Below are 14,421 nucleotides of genomic sequence, written 5' to 3'. Positions count from 1 at the left end.
TAGCGACGGCCCCGGTTATTGGCAATCAGACTTCCGATAGCCTGTTTAGTCCTGTTGTGGCTGCAAGGCCACGCGCAAGCTCTCAATGGCCGCATCGCGAGCCGCCGCGTCGCTGAACTGCGGGCCATCGGCGACACATTCGCCTTCCAGCCAGAGGCTGAAGCCCAGGCCTTCACTGCGTACATCCAGTGCTTGCCCCTGCTGCAGTTGCTTGGTCACGGCACCGGCAGTCTTGCCGTCGGCAAAGTGACGAGACAGCAGCAGTTGCTCACCATCAGCGGCCAGCAGACGGAAACGGAAGCTGCCGTCATCTTCACGGAAACTGACGAAGCGCGCGGCCTTGGCAGCCTTTTTCTTGACCTCGACAGGCCCCTGCACGATGTTGCGGAACGAGCGCAAGCCAACCGCTTCACGCAGTTGCTCAAGGAACGGCGTAGCAACCTTGCGCGCCTTCTGTGCGCCAGCCAGGAGGATATCTTCCAGGTCAGCAGGTCGCGCGATCAACTGATGGTAGCGCTCACGCGCCTCACTCAACTGGCCATCGAGCAACTGGAACAGGCGCTGCTTGGCCTCGCCCCAGCCCAAGCCCTGCAGCAGCTCAGTGCGGAACTCTGCCGCCTGGTCCGGCGTAGCGAATGCCTGGAACAGGGTGAACAGGTGGGCGTTGTCCGGATCCTTCGCTTCCCCTGGTGCACGCGAGTCGGTGACGATGCGCGAGATCGCGTCTTTCATCTCCTTGGCACTGCTGAAAAGCGGGATGGTGTTGTCGTAGCTCTTGGACATTTTGCGCCCGTCGAGGCCCGGCAGGGTCGCCACGCTCTCCTCGATCAGGGCTTCGGGCATGACAAAGAACTCCTTGCCCTGACCGAACAGGTGGTTGAAACGCTGACCGATATCACGCGCCATTTCCACGTGTTGAATCTGGTCACGGCCCACCGGCACCTTGTGCGCGTTGAACATCAGGATGTCGGCAGCCATCAGTACCGGGTAGCTGTACAGGCCCATGCTGATGCCCGCATCCGGGTCTTCACCGTTTTCCAGGTTCTTGTCCACGGACGCTTTGTAGGCATGGGCGCGGTTGAGCAGGCCCTTGGCAGCGACACAGGTCAGCAGCCAGGTCAGCTCTGGAATTTCAGGGATATCGGACTGACGGTAGAACGTGACCCGCTCAGGATCCAGACCACCGGCCAGCCAGGTCGCCGCGATTTCGAGGCGCGAGCGCTGGATACGCTGCGGGTCATCGCACTTGATCAGGGCGTGGTAGTCGGCCAGAAAGTAGAACGAGTCGACATTGTCCTGGCGGCTGGCCAGGATCGCCGGGCGGATGGCACCGGCGTAGTTGCCCAGGTGGGGCGTGCCCGTGGTGGTGATACCGGTAAGGATACGAGTGGTCATGGGTAATCGCTTATCAGGCTTGTATCAGTTCGAAAGGCGCGGCAGCACCAAATCCTTGAGGTCGGTCAGCTTGCCATGAAAAAAGTGTCCGCATTCTGCCACTTTCAGCAGCTCATGGGGGCGCGACAGTGCAGCAGACCAGTCATAGACCAACTGCGGTGCAACCACTTCGTCGGTATCCGGCTGAATCACGATCAGCGGGCAGCCCTGCGGCAGCACGTCATTGTCGCTCAGGCGCATGACCGCCGGGGCCACCATGAACAGCCGGGCCAGCGGTACGCCAGCAGCCTCCAGACGACCGCCAAGGCTGGCCGCAACAAAGCCACCGAACGAGAAGCCAAACAGCGTCAATGGCAGTTCGGGATGTTTCTCACGCACCCAGGCGGCCACCGCCTGAGCGTCATCGACTTCACCACTGCCCATGTCATGGCTGCCAGCGCTGGCACCGACGCCGCGATAATTGAAGCGTAAAGTGATGTAACCAGCATCACGTGCCGTACGCTGCAAGGTGGAAACCACCTTGTTGAGCATGGTACCGCCCTGAACGGGGTTAGGGTGGCAGAGCAAGGCCACGCCACGGGCGTCGGCCACATCGAGGTACAAGGCTTCGAGCTGGCCAACCGGGCCATCGATGAATACGGGGGTTTCGCGGATAAGCAAGGAAGAACTCCGTGACCTCGGAAAGGGTCGACTCGTCTAGCTGAATGATTCTGTCTGAGATATTTGCGATAGTTCGCGGTATACAGCGCAGGTCCGAGCCGTTAACGTAAAGCAAAGCCGTTTATAGAGGAAGGACTCGTGGAACTCTCGCTCTTAGTTTGGTTGTTGCCGACCCTGGCCCTGGCAGTAGGTGTCGTTGTTGGTTTCCTGGTCGCCCGCCTGTTGCCCAATGCCGCGCCGAGCAGCACCCAGCGGCAACTGGACGAAATCCAGGAACGTTTCGACAATTATCAGAACGAAGTGGTCACCCACTTCAACAGCACTGCAGCGCTGGTGAAAAAGCTCACGCAAAGCTATCAGGATGTTCAGGACCATCTGACTGAAGGCGCCAACCGCCTGGCCCTGGACGAACTCACCCGTCAACGCCTGCTGGCCTCGCTGCACGCCGAGACACCACAGGCACCTCGCGAGCGTCTGACGCCTCCTCGCGATCAGGAAGCACCGAAAGACTACGCACCGAAGACGCCAAACGCCCCAGGCATGCTCGACGAGCATTACGGGCTCAAGCGCAACTGACCGAAGCCATCGCAGGCAAGCCTGCTCCAACAGAGCCCGTGCCAGCCTGTGGGAGCCGGGCTTGCCCGCGATACAAACGCCGCGAACTCAGGGGCACTCCACCAGCGCCATCGCAGGCAAGCCTGCATCCCACATCAGCTATACCACGGCGCCGTCTCGCTACAGACGGGATACCGCGCTACAGCCTGCTCCAGCACACTCGGCGCCAACGCCCCGTTCTGCACCAGGCTATGCAGGCTGGCCAGGACAATACTGAAGCGGTCGACCTCAAAGAACCGACGTAGCTGCTGCCGCGTATCACTGCGACCGAAACCGTCAGTGCCCAAGGTGACATAAGGCGCCGACAGGTACTCGGCAATCAACTGCGGCCAGGCCCGCACATAATCACTGGCAGCGACGATCGGCGCGCTCCCACCCAGGCACTGCTGGACGTAACTGGCTGCCACCCGTGCCTTCGCGCAACGGCCAGCACGTTGAGCATCGCGCGCATCGCGAGCCAGCTCACTGAAGCTGGTGACACTGAACACTTCACTTTCAACCTGCCACTCGTTCGCCAGCAGCTCACTGGCGGCAATCACCTCTCGCAGAATCGCCCCGGAGCCCAGCAGACGTACGCGCCCCACGGCGCGCTCCAGCGAGTGCTCAGTGAACCGGTACATACCTCGCAGCACCCCTGCATGAGCGGCCTCGGGCAGCGAGGGCTGTGGATAGTTTTCGTTCATCACGGCGATGTAGTGGAATTCGTCGCACTGTTCGCCGAGCATCCGCCGCGCAGCATGCTCCAGAATGACCGCCAACTCACCCGCGAAGCATGGCTCCCAGGCCCGGCAATTGGGCACCATGGACGCCATCACCACGCTGGAACCATCCTGATGCTGCAGGCCTTCACCGCCGAGCGTGGTACGCCCGGCGGTAGCCCCCAGCAGGATGCCCCGGGCACGCTGGTCGGCGGCGGCCCAGATCAGGTCGCCCACCCGCTGGAAACCGAACATCGAGTAATAGATATACACAGGCAGCATCGGTTCGCCGTGCACCGCATACGACGTGGCAGCCGCGACCCAGGAGGACAGCGCCCCAGCTTCGGTAATGCCCTCTTCCAACAACTGACCGTCTTGCGCTTCCTTGTAGAACAACAGTGAACCGGCATCTTCCGGCTCGTAGCGCTGCCCCTGCGGCGAGTAGATACCGATCTGCCGGAACAGGCTGGCCATGCCGAATGTGCGCGCCTCATCCGCCACGATCGGCACAATGCGCGGCCCCAGCTCCGGCGCTTTCAACCAGGCGCTGAGTACGCGAACCGCCGCCATGGTGGTAGACATTTCCTTGCCATCCGCCTGCAGCGCAAACCCTGCACTGGCATCCAGCGATGGCACCGGTATCGACCGAACCTCACTGCGACGCGCTGGCAAAAAGCCCCCCAGTGCCGCACGACGCGCTTGCAGATAGCGCATTTCCGAGCTGTCCTCCGGTGGACGGTAGAAGCGCAGCTGTTCGACATCGGCATCCGAGAGCGGCAGATGGAAGCGGTCGCGATAGGCCAAGAGGGCCTGCACATCGAGTTTTTTCGCCTGGTGCGCGGTCATCCGCGACTCACCGGCAGCACTCATGCCATAGCCCTTCTTGGTCTTGGCCAGGATCACGGTTGGCCGCCCCTTACAGGCCTTGGCGGCAGCGAAGGCGGCATACAGCTTGCGAAAATCGTGGCCACCGCGCTTCAGGGCGTTGATCTCGGCCGAGTTCATGTGCGCGACCAACTGCTGCAACGCCGGGCTCTGATTGAAGAAATGCTCAAGATTATAGGCGCCGTCATTGGCCCCCAAGGTCTGGAACTGCCCGTCGGGGGTCGCCGCAAGCTGACGCAACAACACATGCTCGCTGTCGCGGGCAAACAGGGCGTCCCACTCCGACCCCCACAGCACCTTGACCACCTGCCAGCCAGCACCGCTGAACAGGGCTTCCAGCTCCTGGACAATCTGTCCATTGCCCCGTACGGGCCCGTCCAGGCGCTGTAAGTTGCAGTTGACCACGAACGTCAGGTTATCCAGTTGCTCACGGGCCGCCAGGGTCAGCCCGGCAATCGACTCCGGCTCGTCCATCTCACCGTCACCGAACACGCCCCAGACATGCCGAGCGGCAGTATCCGCCAGCCCACGGTGCTGCAGGTAACGCATGAAACGCGCCTGGTAAATCGCACTGATCGGGCCGATTCCCATCGAACCGGTGGGGAACTGCCAGAAGTCAGGCATCAACCAGGGATGCGGATAAGAACACAGGCCGCCACCCTCGACCTCCTGCCGATAGCGCGACAGTTGCGCCTCACTCAGTCGCCCTTCAAGGAACGCCCGGGCGTAAACACCAGGGGCTGAATGCGGCTGAAAAAACACCAGATCGGCGTGCTGAGGCTCACCGCCCTTGAAGAAATGCTGAAAACCCACCTCGAAAATTTCGGCGGCCGAAGCGTAGCTGGCGATATGCCCACCCAGATCACCGTAGGCATGGTTGGCTCGAACCACCATTGCCAACGCGTTCCAGCGCAGCAAACGGGTAATCCGCTCTTCAATTTCCAGGTCACCGGGATAGGCGCCCTGCTGCTCTACCGACAACGTATTGCGGTACGCCGAATACGCCTGAGCACCGCGCTCTAGGCCCAACTCACGGGCGTGCGCCTCCAGTTGCTCCAGCAAAAAACGCGCACGCGCCGGGCCACAATGCCGCAAGGTCGAGTCCAGCGCATCCAGCCACTCGGCCGTTTCGCCCGGATCGGGATCGACCTGCGGGTCATGTCCAGGCTGCCCTGCCATACCGTCGCCAGGCACACGGTTCATCATTGCCACCATCGCATTGACCCCATCCATGTCAGTTCAGGCACAGGCCTTCAATGCCTGCGCGATGTCTGCCAGCAGGTCATCGATGTCTTCCAGCCCCACCGACAACCGCACCAACCCCTCGGAGATACCGTACTGGGCCCTCTCCTGCGGGGTATAGCTGGAATGGGTCATGCTCGCCGGGTGTTGGGCCAGCGATTCAGCATCGCCCAGACTGACGGCACGGCTGAACAACTGCAGGGCATTCATGAAACGCCGACCGGCGGCAATGCCACCCTTGAGTTCAAAGGCAATCATCCCGCCCGGCAAGCGCATTTGCCGCTGTGCCAGTTCGTATTGGGAAAAACCTGGCAAGCCGGGGTAGTTGATCAACTCCACCTGCGCTTGTTCGGCGAGGAGTTCAGCAATGGCCTGCGCATTACTGCAGTGGCGCTCCATACGCAGCGTGAGCGTCTTCAGGCCGCGCATCAGCAGCGAGGCGTCATGCGGCGAGAGGACAGCGCCGGTCATGTCCTTGAGGCCTTCCAGGCGAATACGGTCAACCAGCGCCTTGCTGCCGATGACCAGGCCAGCGGTGATATCACCGTGACCACTGAGGTATTTGGTTGCCGAATGCACCACCAGATCCGCGCCCAGCTCCAGTGGACGCTGCAGGTACGGCGTGCAGTAGGTGTTGTCGACCACGACGATGATGCCGTGCTGATGGGCAATTTTCGCCACGGCGGCAATGTCTGTCAGATGCATGTTCGGGTTGGCTGGCGATTCGAAGTAGATCACCCGCGTGGCCGGAGTGATCGCGTTTTCGAGCGCTTGCAGGTCACTCATATCGACATGCCGCGAGGTGACACCGAACTCGCCAATGCCGTGGTGCAAGAACGCGAAAGTGCAGCCGTACAAGGTACGCCCCAACAGAATTTCGTCGCCAGGACGCAGCAAGGTCCATAACGTGGAGGTAATCGCCCCCATACCCGACGCCAGCGCCAGCCCGGCCTCGCCGCCTTCCAGCGAAGCCATGCGCGCCTCCAGCAAGGCCAGGGTAGGGTTGGAAATACGGCTGTAGAAATACCCTGCCTCTTCCCCCGCAAAGCACGCTGCACCGTACTCAACCGTCGGAAATGCGAACGTGGCAGTCTGGTAGATCGGCGGCACCAGTGCGCCGTTGTGCGCCAACGGATCGTAACCATGGTGAATGGCACGCGTAGAAAAACCGGATTTATTGTTGGAGTCGCGCATGGCAACAGCCTCTTATGGTTTGCTATAAGCTTATGCCACTCAAGTGCTGATATTTTTCCAAATAAACCCAGCTTTTTCGGCAACTATTAGCATAAAAACAACAATAAAAGACCGTGGAGGGCAAATCATGCCTAACGCCATCGACCGTACCGACCGTGCCCTGCTGGGGGCCTTGCAAGACAATGCCCGGCTCACCGTCGCCGAGCTGGCCGACAGCGTCTCACTGACCACCTCCCCCTGTTGGCGGCGAGTCAAACTGCTGGAAGAGACCGGCTACATCACCGGCTACCAGGCCATCCTCTCGCCCAAGGCCCTGGGGTTTGGCGTGACCGCGTTCGTGAGCATCATGATGGACTCGCACACCAAGGAAATGGCGCGCGCCTTTGAGCAACGGCTCATGGAAATTCCAGAGATCGTCGCCTGCCACAACATCTCCGGCCGCTATGACTTTCTGCTGGAAATCCTCGCACGCGATCTGGAATCGTTCGGCGAATTCACCCGCGAGGTGTTGCAGTCACTACCGGGTGTAAAGGAGATCTACTCGAGCTTTTCCTTCAAGGCGGTGAAGGAGCGACGGGTGATACCGGTGTCGGAAAAACATATCTGACCCCGGCTCTTACACAGAGTACAAGGTCGTTGCGCCAACAATAAAAAACCCCGCGACAAGCGCGGGGTTTTCGGTCAAGCCAGACGCTTAGATCGCGCCGCGCTTACGCAGCACGTCCAGCACTTGCTTCACGCCGTCTTCCAGGCTGACGCTCTGGGTGTCGATCACCAGATCGGCATCCAGTGGTACATCGTACGGGAAGGACTCACCCGGGATGTTGTCGCCACCGGCAGCGTAGAGCCCTTGCGGGTCACGCTCGCGGCAAACCAGTGGCGACGCCTGGACGTAGACCGTGACCAGACGCTCCTTGCCGATCAGCGCCTTGGCCTGTTCACGGCCTTCGGCATCCGGCGCGACGAAGGCCGCCAGGGTCAGCAGGCCGGCTTCGTTGAACTGACGCGCAACGTGCGCGGCACGGCGCCAGTTCTCGGTACGCCCGGCGCGGTCCTGTGGCAGGCCCTTGTTCAGGTCATGACGCAGGTTCTGGCCATCGAGCACGTAGACCGCACGGCCCATGTCGAACAGCTTGCGCTCAACGGCATACGCCAAGGTGCTCTTGCCCGCGCCCGACAGGCCGCTGAACAGCACGGTGGCCGGTTGCTGACCGAAACGCAGTGCACGCTCTTCCGTGGCCACGTGAGCCATCTTGCCGTGATGCCCCACCGAACCATGCGGTACAACCGGTGGTGCGATGATCATGCCGGCACCCACGGTGCCATTGGTCAGACGGTCGATGACAATGAAAGCACCGGTAGTGCGGTTGCTGTCATAGCCGTCGAGGGCAATCGGCGCGTCCAGGCTGACCTTGACCCGACCGATTTCGTTGAGCTGCAACGCACTGGCGGCGCCCTGCTCCAAGGTGTTCACATCAACCTTGTGGGTGATGCTGGCAATCGAGCCCGGCACGTAGCTGGTAGCACGCTTGATGTCGTACTTCTTGCCCGGCAGCATGGGCTCTTCAGCCATCCACACGAGCATGGCATCAAACTGGTCGGTCACCGGTGGAACGTTGTCGGCATGCACCAGCAAGTCACCACGGGAGATGTCGATCTCGTCTTCCATGGTCAGGGTTACGGCCTGGCCTGGGCCTGCCTGTTCCAGCTCACCTTCAAAGGTGACGATGGATTTGACCCGGCTGCTCTTGCCCGACGGCAGAACGACGATCTCGTCGCCCTTGTATACGACACCGCTGGCCAACGTACCGGCAAAGCCGCGGAAGTTCAGGTTCGGCCGGTTCACGTACTGCACCGGGAAGCGCAGGTCGGTGAAGTTGCGGTCGGCGGAAACTTCCACGGTTTCCAGAATTTCCATCAGCGCAGGGCCGGTGTACCACGGCGAACGCTCGCTGCGGTTGACCACGTTGTCGCCCTTGAGGGCCGACATCGGTACAAAGTGCAGGCTGCTCGGGTTCAGCTTGATGGCATCGGCAAACTTCAGGTAGTCGGCCTTGATCGACTCGAAGACCTGCTCGTCGAAGCCCTTGAGGTCCATCTTGTTGATGGCGACAACGATGTGCTTGATGCCCAGCAGCGACGCAATGTAGCTGTGACGGCGGGTCTGGGTCTGCACGCCATAGCGGGCATCGACCAGAATGATCGCCAGGTCGCAGGTAGAAGCACCGGTCGCCATGTTGCGGGTGTACTGCTCGTGGCCCGGGGTGTCGGCAATGATGAACTTGCGCTTGGCGGTGGAGAAATAGCGGTAGGCCACATCAATGGTGATGCCTTGCTCACGCTCGGCCTGCAGGCCGTCGACCAGCAGCGCCAGATCGATGTCTTCGCCAGTGGTGCCGACTTTCTTCGAGTCGCGGGTGATCGCTTCCAGATGGTCTTCGTAGATCATCTTGGAGTCGTGCAGCAGGCGCCCGATCAGGGTGCTCTTGCCGTCATCGACGTTACCGCAGGTCAAAAAGCGCAGCAGCTCTTTACGTTCGTGCTGGGCCAGGTAAGCGAGGATGTCCTCGCTGATCAATTCGGATTGGTGCGACATGCTCTGACCCTAACTTAGAAGTAGCCTTGACGTTTCTTGTCTTCCATCGAACCGGCGCCATCGTGGTCGATGACACGGCCCTGGCGTTCGGACGTTCGCGTCAGGAGCATTTCCTGAATGATGTCCGTAAGGGTTTCAGCTTCGGACTCCACCGCGCCCGTCAACGGGTAGCAGCCAAGGGTACGGAAACGCACTTTCTTCTTGACGATGCGAGCCTTCTCCTCGTCGGAGAGGTGCTCGAGGATGCGTTCGTCGTCGATCATGATCAGCGTGCCGTTCTTCTCGATCACTTCGCGCTCGGCAGCGAAGTACAGCGGCACGATCGGGATACCTTCCAGATAGATGTACTGCCAGATGTCCAGCTCGGTCCAGTTCGACAGCGGGAACACACGAATCGACTCGCCCTTGTTCACCTTGCCGTTGTAGACGTTCCACAGCTCAGGACGCTGGTTCTTCGGGTCCCAGCGGTGCTTGCTGTCGCGGAACGAGTACACACGCTCCTTGGCGCGGGATTTCTCTTCATCGCGACGAGCACCACCGAACGCGGCATCGAAACCATACTTGTCCAGCGCCTGCTTCAGGCCCTCGGTCTTCATGATGTCGGTGTGCTTGGCACTGCCGTGGGTGAACGGGTTGATACCCTGGGCGACGCCTTCAGGGTTGACGTGGGTGATGAGCTCCAGGCCCATTTCCTCGACCATCTTGTCGCGGAAGCTGTACATCTCCTGGAATTTCCACTGTGTGTCGACATGCATCACTGGAAACGGCAGCTTGCCCGGGAAGAAAGCCTTGCGCGCCAGATGCAGCATCACTGCCGAATCCTTGCCAATCGAGTACAGCATCACCGGGTTATCGAACTCGGCGGCCACCTCACGAATGATGTGGATGCTCTCCGCCTCCAACTGTTTCAAATGCGTCAGTTTGTCGACCATGGCTACTCACGGAAAATCGATCTTATGGACGGCCAGCGGGCCGTGTTCGCGTTCGGCACTCTAGCACAGCGTCCAATTCTATTGAGGAAGCAAACTAGAACGAAACGGTATAAGAATATGCCTAGGGGTTTTGAGTTTCAGATGGGGTTCGGGCAATCGATGAACAGATGCTCCAGTGCGAATCGCCGCGCCAGGTAATCGCCCAGTGCCTGCACGCCATAACGCTCGGTCGCGTGATGGCCTGCGGCGATAAAGCTGATGCCGTTTTCCCGCGCACTGTGGAAGGTCTGCTCGGACGCTTCGCCACTGAGGTACAGGTCGACACCGGCTGCAATCGCCTGATCGATATAGCCCTGGCCACCGCCCGTACACCAGCCGACCCTGCGTATAACCCCGTCGCCTTCGATCAGCAGGGGTTCACGCCCCATCACATACTGCACCTTGCGGGCAAAATCACGCGCAGAAAGCGGTTCGGCCAGCGAGCCGACCAATCCCACTACCCTTGGGTTTTCAGGATCCAGAGGGCCTTCAACGGTGATCTCCAGTTGCCGCGCCAGTTGCACGTTGTTGCCGACTTCCGGGTGCAGGTCCAGCGGCAGGTGATAGGCCAGCAGGCTCAGGTCGTGCTTGAGCAAGGTCTTCAGGCGGCGCTGTTTCATGCCGGTGATACAAGGGTTCTCACCCTTCCAGAAATAACCATGATGAACCAGCACCAGGTCAGCGCCAGCCTCGACAGCAGCATCGAGCAACGCCTGGCTGGCAGTGACACCACTGACAATGCGCGTTACCTGTGGGTTGCCCTCGACTTGCAGGCCATTGGGGCAGTAATCCTGAATTTTTGCACTGCCAAGGTAACGGTCGGCTTCCTCGACCAGGGTGCTCAGGGCGACAGCCATGAAAAGACTCCTTAATTCAGCAGTTCAGCGCGGCACAAGGCCTCGTATAATGAACGTCATTATGGGCCGTCGACCGGTTTGGGGAAACCGACGGCATACGCCTGGGGCGCCAGATCAATTACCGCTATCCGTCATCACGTTGCGCTGTTCCGGCGCAACGCCTGACACAGTATGATCGCGCGCCTTACTACTTCGCGGCCCTCTGCCAACTCCCGAGATTCGTTCAATGCTCAAGGCTTTGCGTTACTTTGGCTGGCCACTGCTGACCGGTGTACTGGTCGCCCTGCTGGTCATCCTGCGCTTCCCACAGTGGGTTGGCTTGCCCAGCCAGGATGTCAATTTGCAGCAGGCGCCGCAAACCACACGCATCATGCAGGGGCCGGTGTCCTACGCCGATGCGGTGAACATTGCCGCTCCTGCCGTGGTCAACCTGTACACCACCAAAATGGTGAACAAGAGCGCTCACCCGCTGTTCGAGGACCCGCAGTTCCGCCGCTTCTTCGGCGATAACCTGCCCAAGCAAAAACGCTGGGAGTCCAGCCTGGGTTCAGCCGTGATCATGAGCCCGGAAGGCTACCTGCTGACCAATAACCACGTGACCGCCGGGGCGGACCAGATTGTGGTGGCGCTCAAGGACGGCCGCGAAACCCTCGCCCGCGTCATTGGCAGCGACCCTGAGACCGACCTCGCGGTCTTGAAGATCGACCTGAAAAACCTGCCCTCAATCACCATTGGTCGCTCCGACGGTATTCATATCGGCGATGTCGCCCTGGCGATTGGCAACCCATTCGGCGTCGGCCAAACCGTCACCATGGGTATCATCAGTGCCACCGGGCGCAACCAGCTCGGCTTGAACACCTATGAAGATTTCATCCAGACGGACGCCGCGATCAACCCGGGCAACTCGGGCGGCGCGCTGGTCGATGCCAACGGCAACCTGACCGGTATCAACACAGCGATTTTCTCCAAGTCCGGCGGCTCGCAAGGCATTGGCTTCGCCATCCCGACCAAGCTGGCCCTGGAAGTCATGAAGTCGATCATCGAGCATGGCCAGGTAATCCGGGGTTGGCTGGGCATCGAAGTACAACCCCTGACTCAGGAACTCGCGGATTCGTTCGGCCTGCAGGGCCGACCAGGCATCGTCGTCGCCGGGATCTTCCGCGATGGCCCGGCGCAAAAGGCCGGCCTGCAATTGGGCGATGTGATCTTGAGCATCAATGGTGAGGAAGCGGGTGATGGCCGTCGTTCGATGAATCAGGTGGCGCGGACCAAGCCCAACGATAAAGTGACGATCGAGGTGATCCGCAACGGCAAGGAGCTCAAGCTGGTCGCCGAAGTCGGCCTGCGCCCGCCACCCGCGCCGGTGCAGACAGAAAACAACTGACCCCGTAAATGCAATCGCCGGCAAAGCCGGCGATTGCATTTCAGCCCTTAGTGCAGGATCTGACTCAAGAACAGCTTGGTTCGCTCGTTCTGAGGCCGGTCGAAGAAGTCGTTCGGCGGCGCCTGCTCAACGATCTCACCTTTGTCCATGAAGATCACCCGGTTCGCCACGGTCCGGGCAAAGCCCATTTCATGGGTCACACAGAGCATGGTCATGCCGTCTTCGGCCAGGCCGATCATGGTGTCGAGCACTTCCTTGACCATCTCCGGGTCGAGCGCCGAGGTTGGCTCATCGAACAACATGATCTTTGGCTTCATGCACAACGCCCGAGCAATCGCTACCCGCTGCTGCTGACCACCGGACAACTGCCCCGGATACTTGTTGGCTTGCTCGGGAATCCGCACCCGCTCCAGATAGTGCATGGCGATTTCCTCGGCCTTGCGCTTGGGCATCTTGCGTACCCACATCGGTGCCAGGGTGCAGTTCTGCAAAATGGTCAGGTGCGGAAACAGGTTGAAGTGCTGGAACACCATGCCCACTTCACGGCGAATCGCCTCGATCTGCTTGAGGTCGTTGGTCAACTCGACGCCATCGACCACGATGCGGCCTTGCTGGTGCTCTTCAAGACGGTTGAGGCAGCGGATGGTCGTCGACTTGCCCGAGCCCGAAGGCCCGCACAGGACGATACGCTCCCCCTGACGCACATTGAGGTTGATGTCCTTGAGCACGTGGAACTGACCGTACCACTTGTTCACGCCCTGCATCTGAATAATGCCTTCAGGGCTCACAGGCTGTTTGATCGCTTCACTCATGGGAACACTCCTAACGCTTGTGGCCTGTGTCCAGCTTACGCTCCAGATGCATGGAGTAGCGGGACATACCGAAACAGAAAATCCAGAACACCAGGGCGGCGAAGACGTAGCCTTCAGTCGCCATACCCAGCCATTTGGGGTCGGCCGCTGCCTGCTTGACACTGTTGAGCAGGTCGAACAGGCCAATGATGATGACCAGGCTGGTGTCCTTGAACAGGGCAATGAAGGTGTTGACGATGCCGGGAATCACCAGTTTCAGGGCTTGCGGCAGGATCACCAGGCCCATCGCCCGCCAGTAACCCAGGCCCATCGCGGCAGCCGCCTCGTATTGGCCTTTGGGAATGGCCTGCAAGCCACCGCGCACCACCTCGGCGATGTAGGCCGACTGGAACAGGATCACCCCGATCATCGCTCGCAGCAGCTTGTCGAAGCTCATGCCTTCAGGCAGGAACAGCGGCAGCATTACCGACGACATGAACAGCACCGTGATCAACGGCACACCACGCCAGAACTCGATGAACGTGACGCACACCACGCGCACTGCAGGCATTCTCGAGCGCCGCCCCAGTGCCAGCAGAATGCCCAGCGGCAACGCACCGACGATACCGACCGTGGCAATCACCAGGGTCAGCATCAAGCCACCCCATTGGCTGGTGGCCACCGCAACCAGCCCCAGGTACCCACCGTGCAGCAGGGTGTAGGCCAGGACGGGGTACAGCACCAGAAACGCCAGGCCGTAGACAACCTTGTGCGGGACGCGGGCGATGAACAGGGGTGCTGCGCCGATCACGGCCAGCCACACCGTCAGGTCGACCCGCCAGCGCAGTTCACTGGGGTAGTAGCCGTACATGAACTGCCCGAAGCGCTGCTGGATAAACACCCAACAAGCGCCCTCCTTGGTGCAGTCGGCCTGAGTGGTTCCCACCCAGTTGGCATCGATGAATGCCCACTGCAACAGGGGCGGTACGATCAGCCAGACCAAATACACCGCAAACAACGTCAACAGGGTGTTGAGCCAGCTGGAGAACAGGTTGTTGCGCATCCATGCGAGGGCACCGACGGCTTTCACCGGCGGCGGCATATCAGGTTTGAAAACATGGGTACTCATGCGC

At 60.4% G+C, this 14,421-nt stretch carries 12 protein-coding genes; 3 read left to right on the top strand and 9 right to left on the bottom strand.

Going from position 1 to position 14,421, the window contains the following annotated elements; genetic code table 11:
* Positions 1-45 precede the first annotated feature (45 nt).
* Positions 46-1,395, bottom strand: coding sequence for a tryptophan--tRNA ligase (locus CYD26_RS13185; protein ID WP_065761283.1), 1,350 nt, complete (start codon positions 1,393-1,395; stop codon positions 46-48).
* Between the two features lie 24 nt (positions 1,396-1,419).
* Positions 1,420-2,055 (bottom strand): alpha/beta hydrolase, encoded by a 636-nt coding sequence (locus tag CYD26_RS13180; RefSeq protein ID WP_102052797.1) that lies wholly within the window; start codon positions 2,053-2,055, stop codon positions 1,420-1,422.
* Positions 2,056-2,193: 138 nt separating this feature from the next.
* Here CYD26_RS13180 and CYD26_RS13175 point away from each other — a divergent pair, with 138 nt between their 5' ends.
* Positions 2,194-2,631, top strand: coding sequence for a YhcB family protein (locus tag CYD26_RS13175; RefSeq protein ID WP_102052796.1), 438 nt, complete (start codon positions 2,194-2,196; stop codon positions 2,629-2,631).
* Between the two features lie 134 nt (positions 2,632-2,765).
* Here CYD26_RS13175 and mdeB read toward each other — a convergent pair whose 3' ends face one another.
* Both mdeB and CYD26_RS13165 read right to left on the bottom strand, forming a co-directional pair.
* Entirely contained in the window at positions 2,766-5,432 is a 2,667-nt protein-coding gene (gene mdeB, locus CYD26_RS13170; RefSeq protein WP_256588020.1) for an alpha-ketoglutarate dehydrogenase, read from the bottom strand.
* Between the two features lie 60 nt (positions 5,433-5,492).
* A complete protein-coding gene (locus CYD26_RS13165) occupies positions 5,493-6,689 on the bottom strand; it encodes a methionine gamma-lyase (protein ID WP_065761280.1) in 1,197 nt (398 codons plus the stop codon).
* Positions 6,690-6,816: 127 nt separating this feature from the next.
* On the opposite strand from CYD26_RS13165, the gene CYD26_RS13160 reads away from it, so the two are divergent.
* On the top strand, positions 6,817-7,296 hold the full coding sequence (locus CYD26_RS13160; protein ID WP_065761279.1) for an Lrp/AsnC family transcriptional regulator: 480 nt from the start codon (positions 6,817-6,819) through the stop codon (positions 7,294-7,296).
* An 87-nt stretch (positions 7,297-7,383) separates the two neighbouring features.
* On the opposite strand, the gene cysN is transcribed toward CYD26_RS13160, so the two are convergent.
* From cysN to CYD26_RS13145, 3 genes are all read right to left on the bottom strand, one after another.
* Positions 7,384-9,285, bottom strand: coding sequence for a sulfate adenylyltransferase subunit CysN (gene cysN / locus CYD26_RS13155; RefSeq protein WP_102052795.1), 1,902 nt, complete (start codon positions 9,283-9,285; stop codon positions 7,384-7,386).
* Between the two features lie 14 nt (positions 9,286-9,299).
* Positions 9,300-10,217, bottom strand: a complete 918-nt coding sequence (gene cysD / locus CYD26_RS13150; RefSeq protein WP_099775736.1) for a sulfate adenylyltransferase subunit CysD — start codon at positions 10,215-10,217, stop codon at positions 9,300-9,302.
* A 137-nt stretch (positions 10,218-10,354) separates the two neighbouring features.
* Entirely contained in the window at positions 10,355-11,113 is a 759-nt protein-coding gene (locus CYD26_RS13145; protein WP_102052794.1) for a Nif3-like dinuclear metal center hexameric protein, read from the bottom strand.
* Between the two features lie 226 nt (positions 11,114-11,339).
* Between CYD26_RS13145 and algW the strand changes: the two genes are divergently transcribed.
* Positions 11,340-12,497: a Do family serine endopeptidase AlgW gene (gene algW, locus CYD26_RS13140; protein WP_102052793.1), complete on the top strand. Its 1,158-nt coding sequence runs from the start codon at positions 11,340-11,342 to the stop codon at positions 12,495-12,497.
* Between the two features lie 47 nt (positions 12,498-12,544).
* On the opposite strand, the gene CYD26_RS13135 is transcribed toward algW, so the two are convergent.
* Positions 12,545-13,309 (bottom strand): amino acid ABC transporter ATP-binding protein, encoded by a 765-nt coding sequence (locus CYD26_RS13135; RefSeq protein WP_065761990.1) that lies wholly within the window; start codon positions 13,307-13,309, stop codon positions 12,545-12,547.
* Positions 13,310-13,319: 10 nt separating this feature from the next.
* Positions 13,320-14,417 (bottom strand): amino acid ABC transporter permease, encoded by a 1,098-nt coding sequence (locus CYD26_RS13130; protein WP_102052792.1) that lies wholly within the window; start codon positions 14,415-14,417, stop codon positions 13,320-13,322.
* Positions 14,418-14,421: the final 4 nt, after the last annotated feature.

The sequence above is a fragment of the Pseudomonas sp. FFUP_PS_473 genome (genome assembly GCF_002858665.1).
Classification (GTDB): Bacteria; Pseudomonadota; Gammaproteobacteria; order Pseudomonadales; family Pseudomonadaceae; genus Aquipseudomonas; species Aquipseudomonas defluvii.
The sequence above is the reverse complement of the archived record's forward strand: the minus strand, read 5'-3'. Positions and strand labels throughout refer to the sequence as shown.

Bases quoted from the DNA above. Each gene is read 5' to 3' on its own strand.
- CYD26_RS13185 (WP_065761283.1), bottom strand. From the start codon at position 1,395: ATGACCACTCGTATCCTTACCGGTATCACCACCACGGGCACGCCCCAC.
- mdeB (WP_256588020.1), bottom strand. From the start codon at position 5,432: ATGGCAGGGCAGCCTGGACATGACCCGCAGGTCGATCCCGATCCGGGC.
- CYD26_RS13165 (WP_065761280.1), bottom strand. From the start codon at position 6,689: ATGCGCGACTCCAACAATAAATCCGGTTTTTCTACGCGTGCCATTCAC.
- CYD26_RS13160 (WP_065761279.1), top strand. From the start codon at position 6,817: ATGCCTAACGCCATCGACCGTACCGACCGTGCCCTGCTGGGGGCCTTG.
- cysN (WP_102052795.1), bottom strand. From the start codon at position 9,285: ATGTCGCACCAATCCGAATTGATCAGCGAGGACATCCTCGCTTACCTG.
- cysD (WP_099775736.1), bottom strand. From the start codon at position 10,217: ATGGTCGACAAACTGACGCATTTGAAACAGTTGGAGGCGGAGAGCATC.
- CYD26_RS13145 (WP_102052794.1), bottom strand. From the start codon at position 11,113: ATGGCTGTCGCCCTGAGCACCCTGGTCGAGGAAGCCGACCGTTACCTT.
- algW (WP_102052793.1), top strand. From the start codon at position 11,340: ATGCTCAAGGCTTTGCGTTACTTTGGCTGGCCACTGCTGACCGGTGTA.
- CYD26_RS13135 (WP_065761990.1), bottom strand. From the start codon at position 13,309: ATGAGTGAAGCGATCAAACAGCCTGTGAGCCCTGAAGGCATTATTCAG.
- CYD26_RS13130 (WP_102052792.1), bottom strand. From the start codon at position 14,417: ATGAGTACCCATGTTTTCAAACCTGATATGCCGCCGCCGGTGAAAGCC.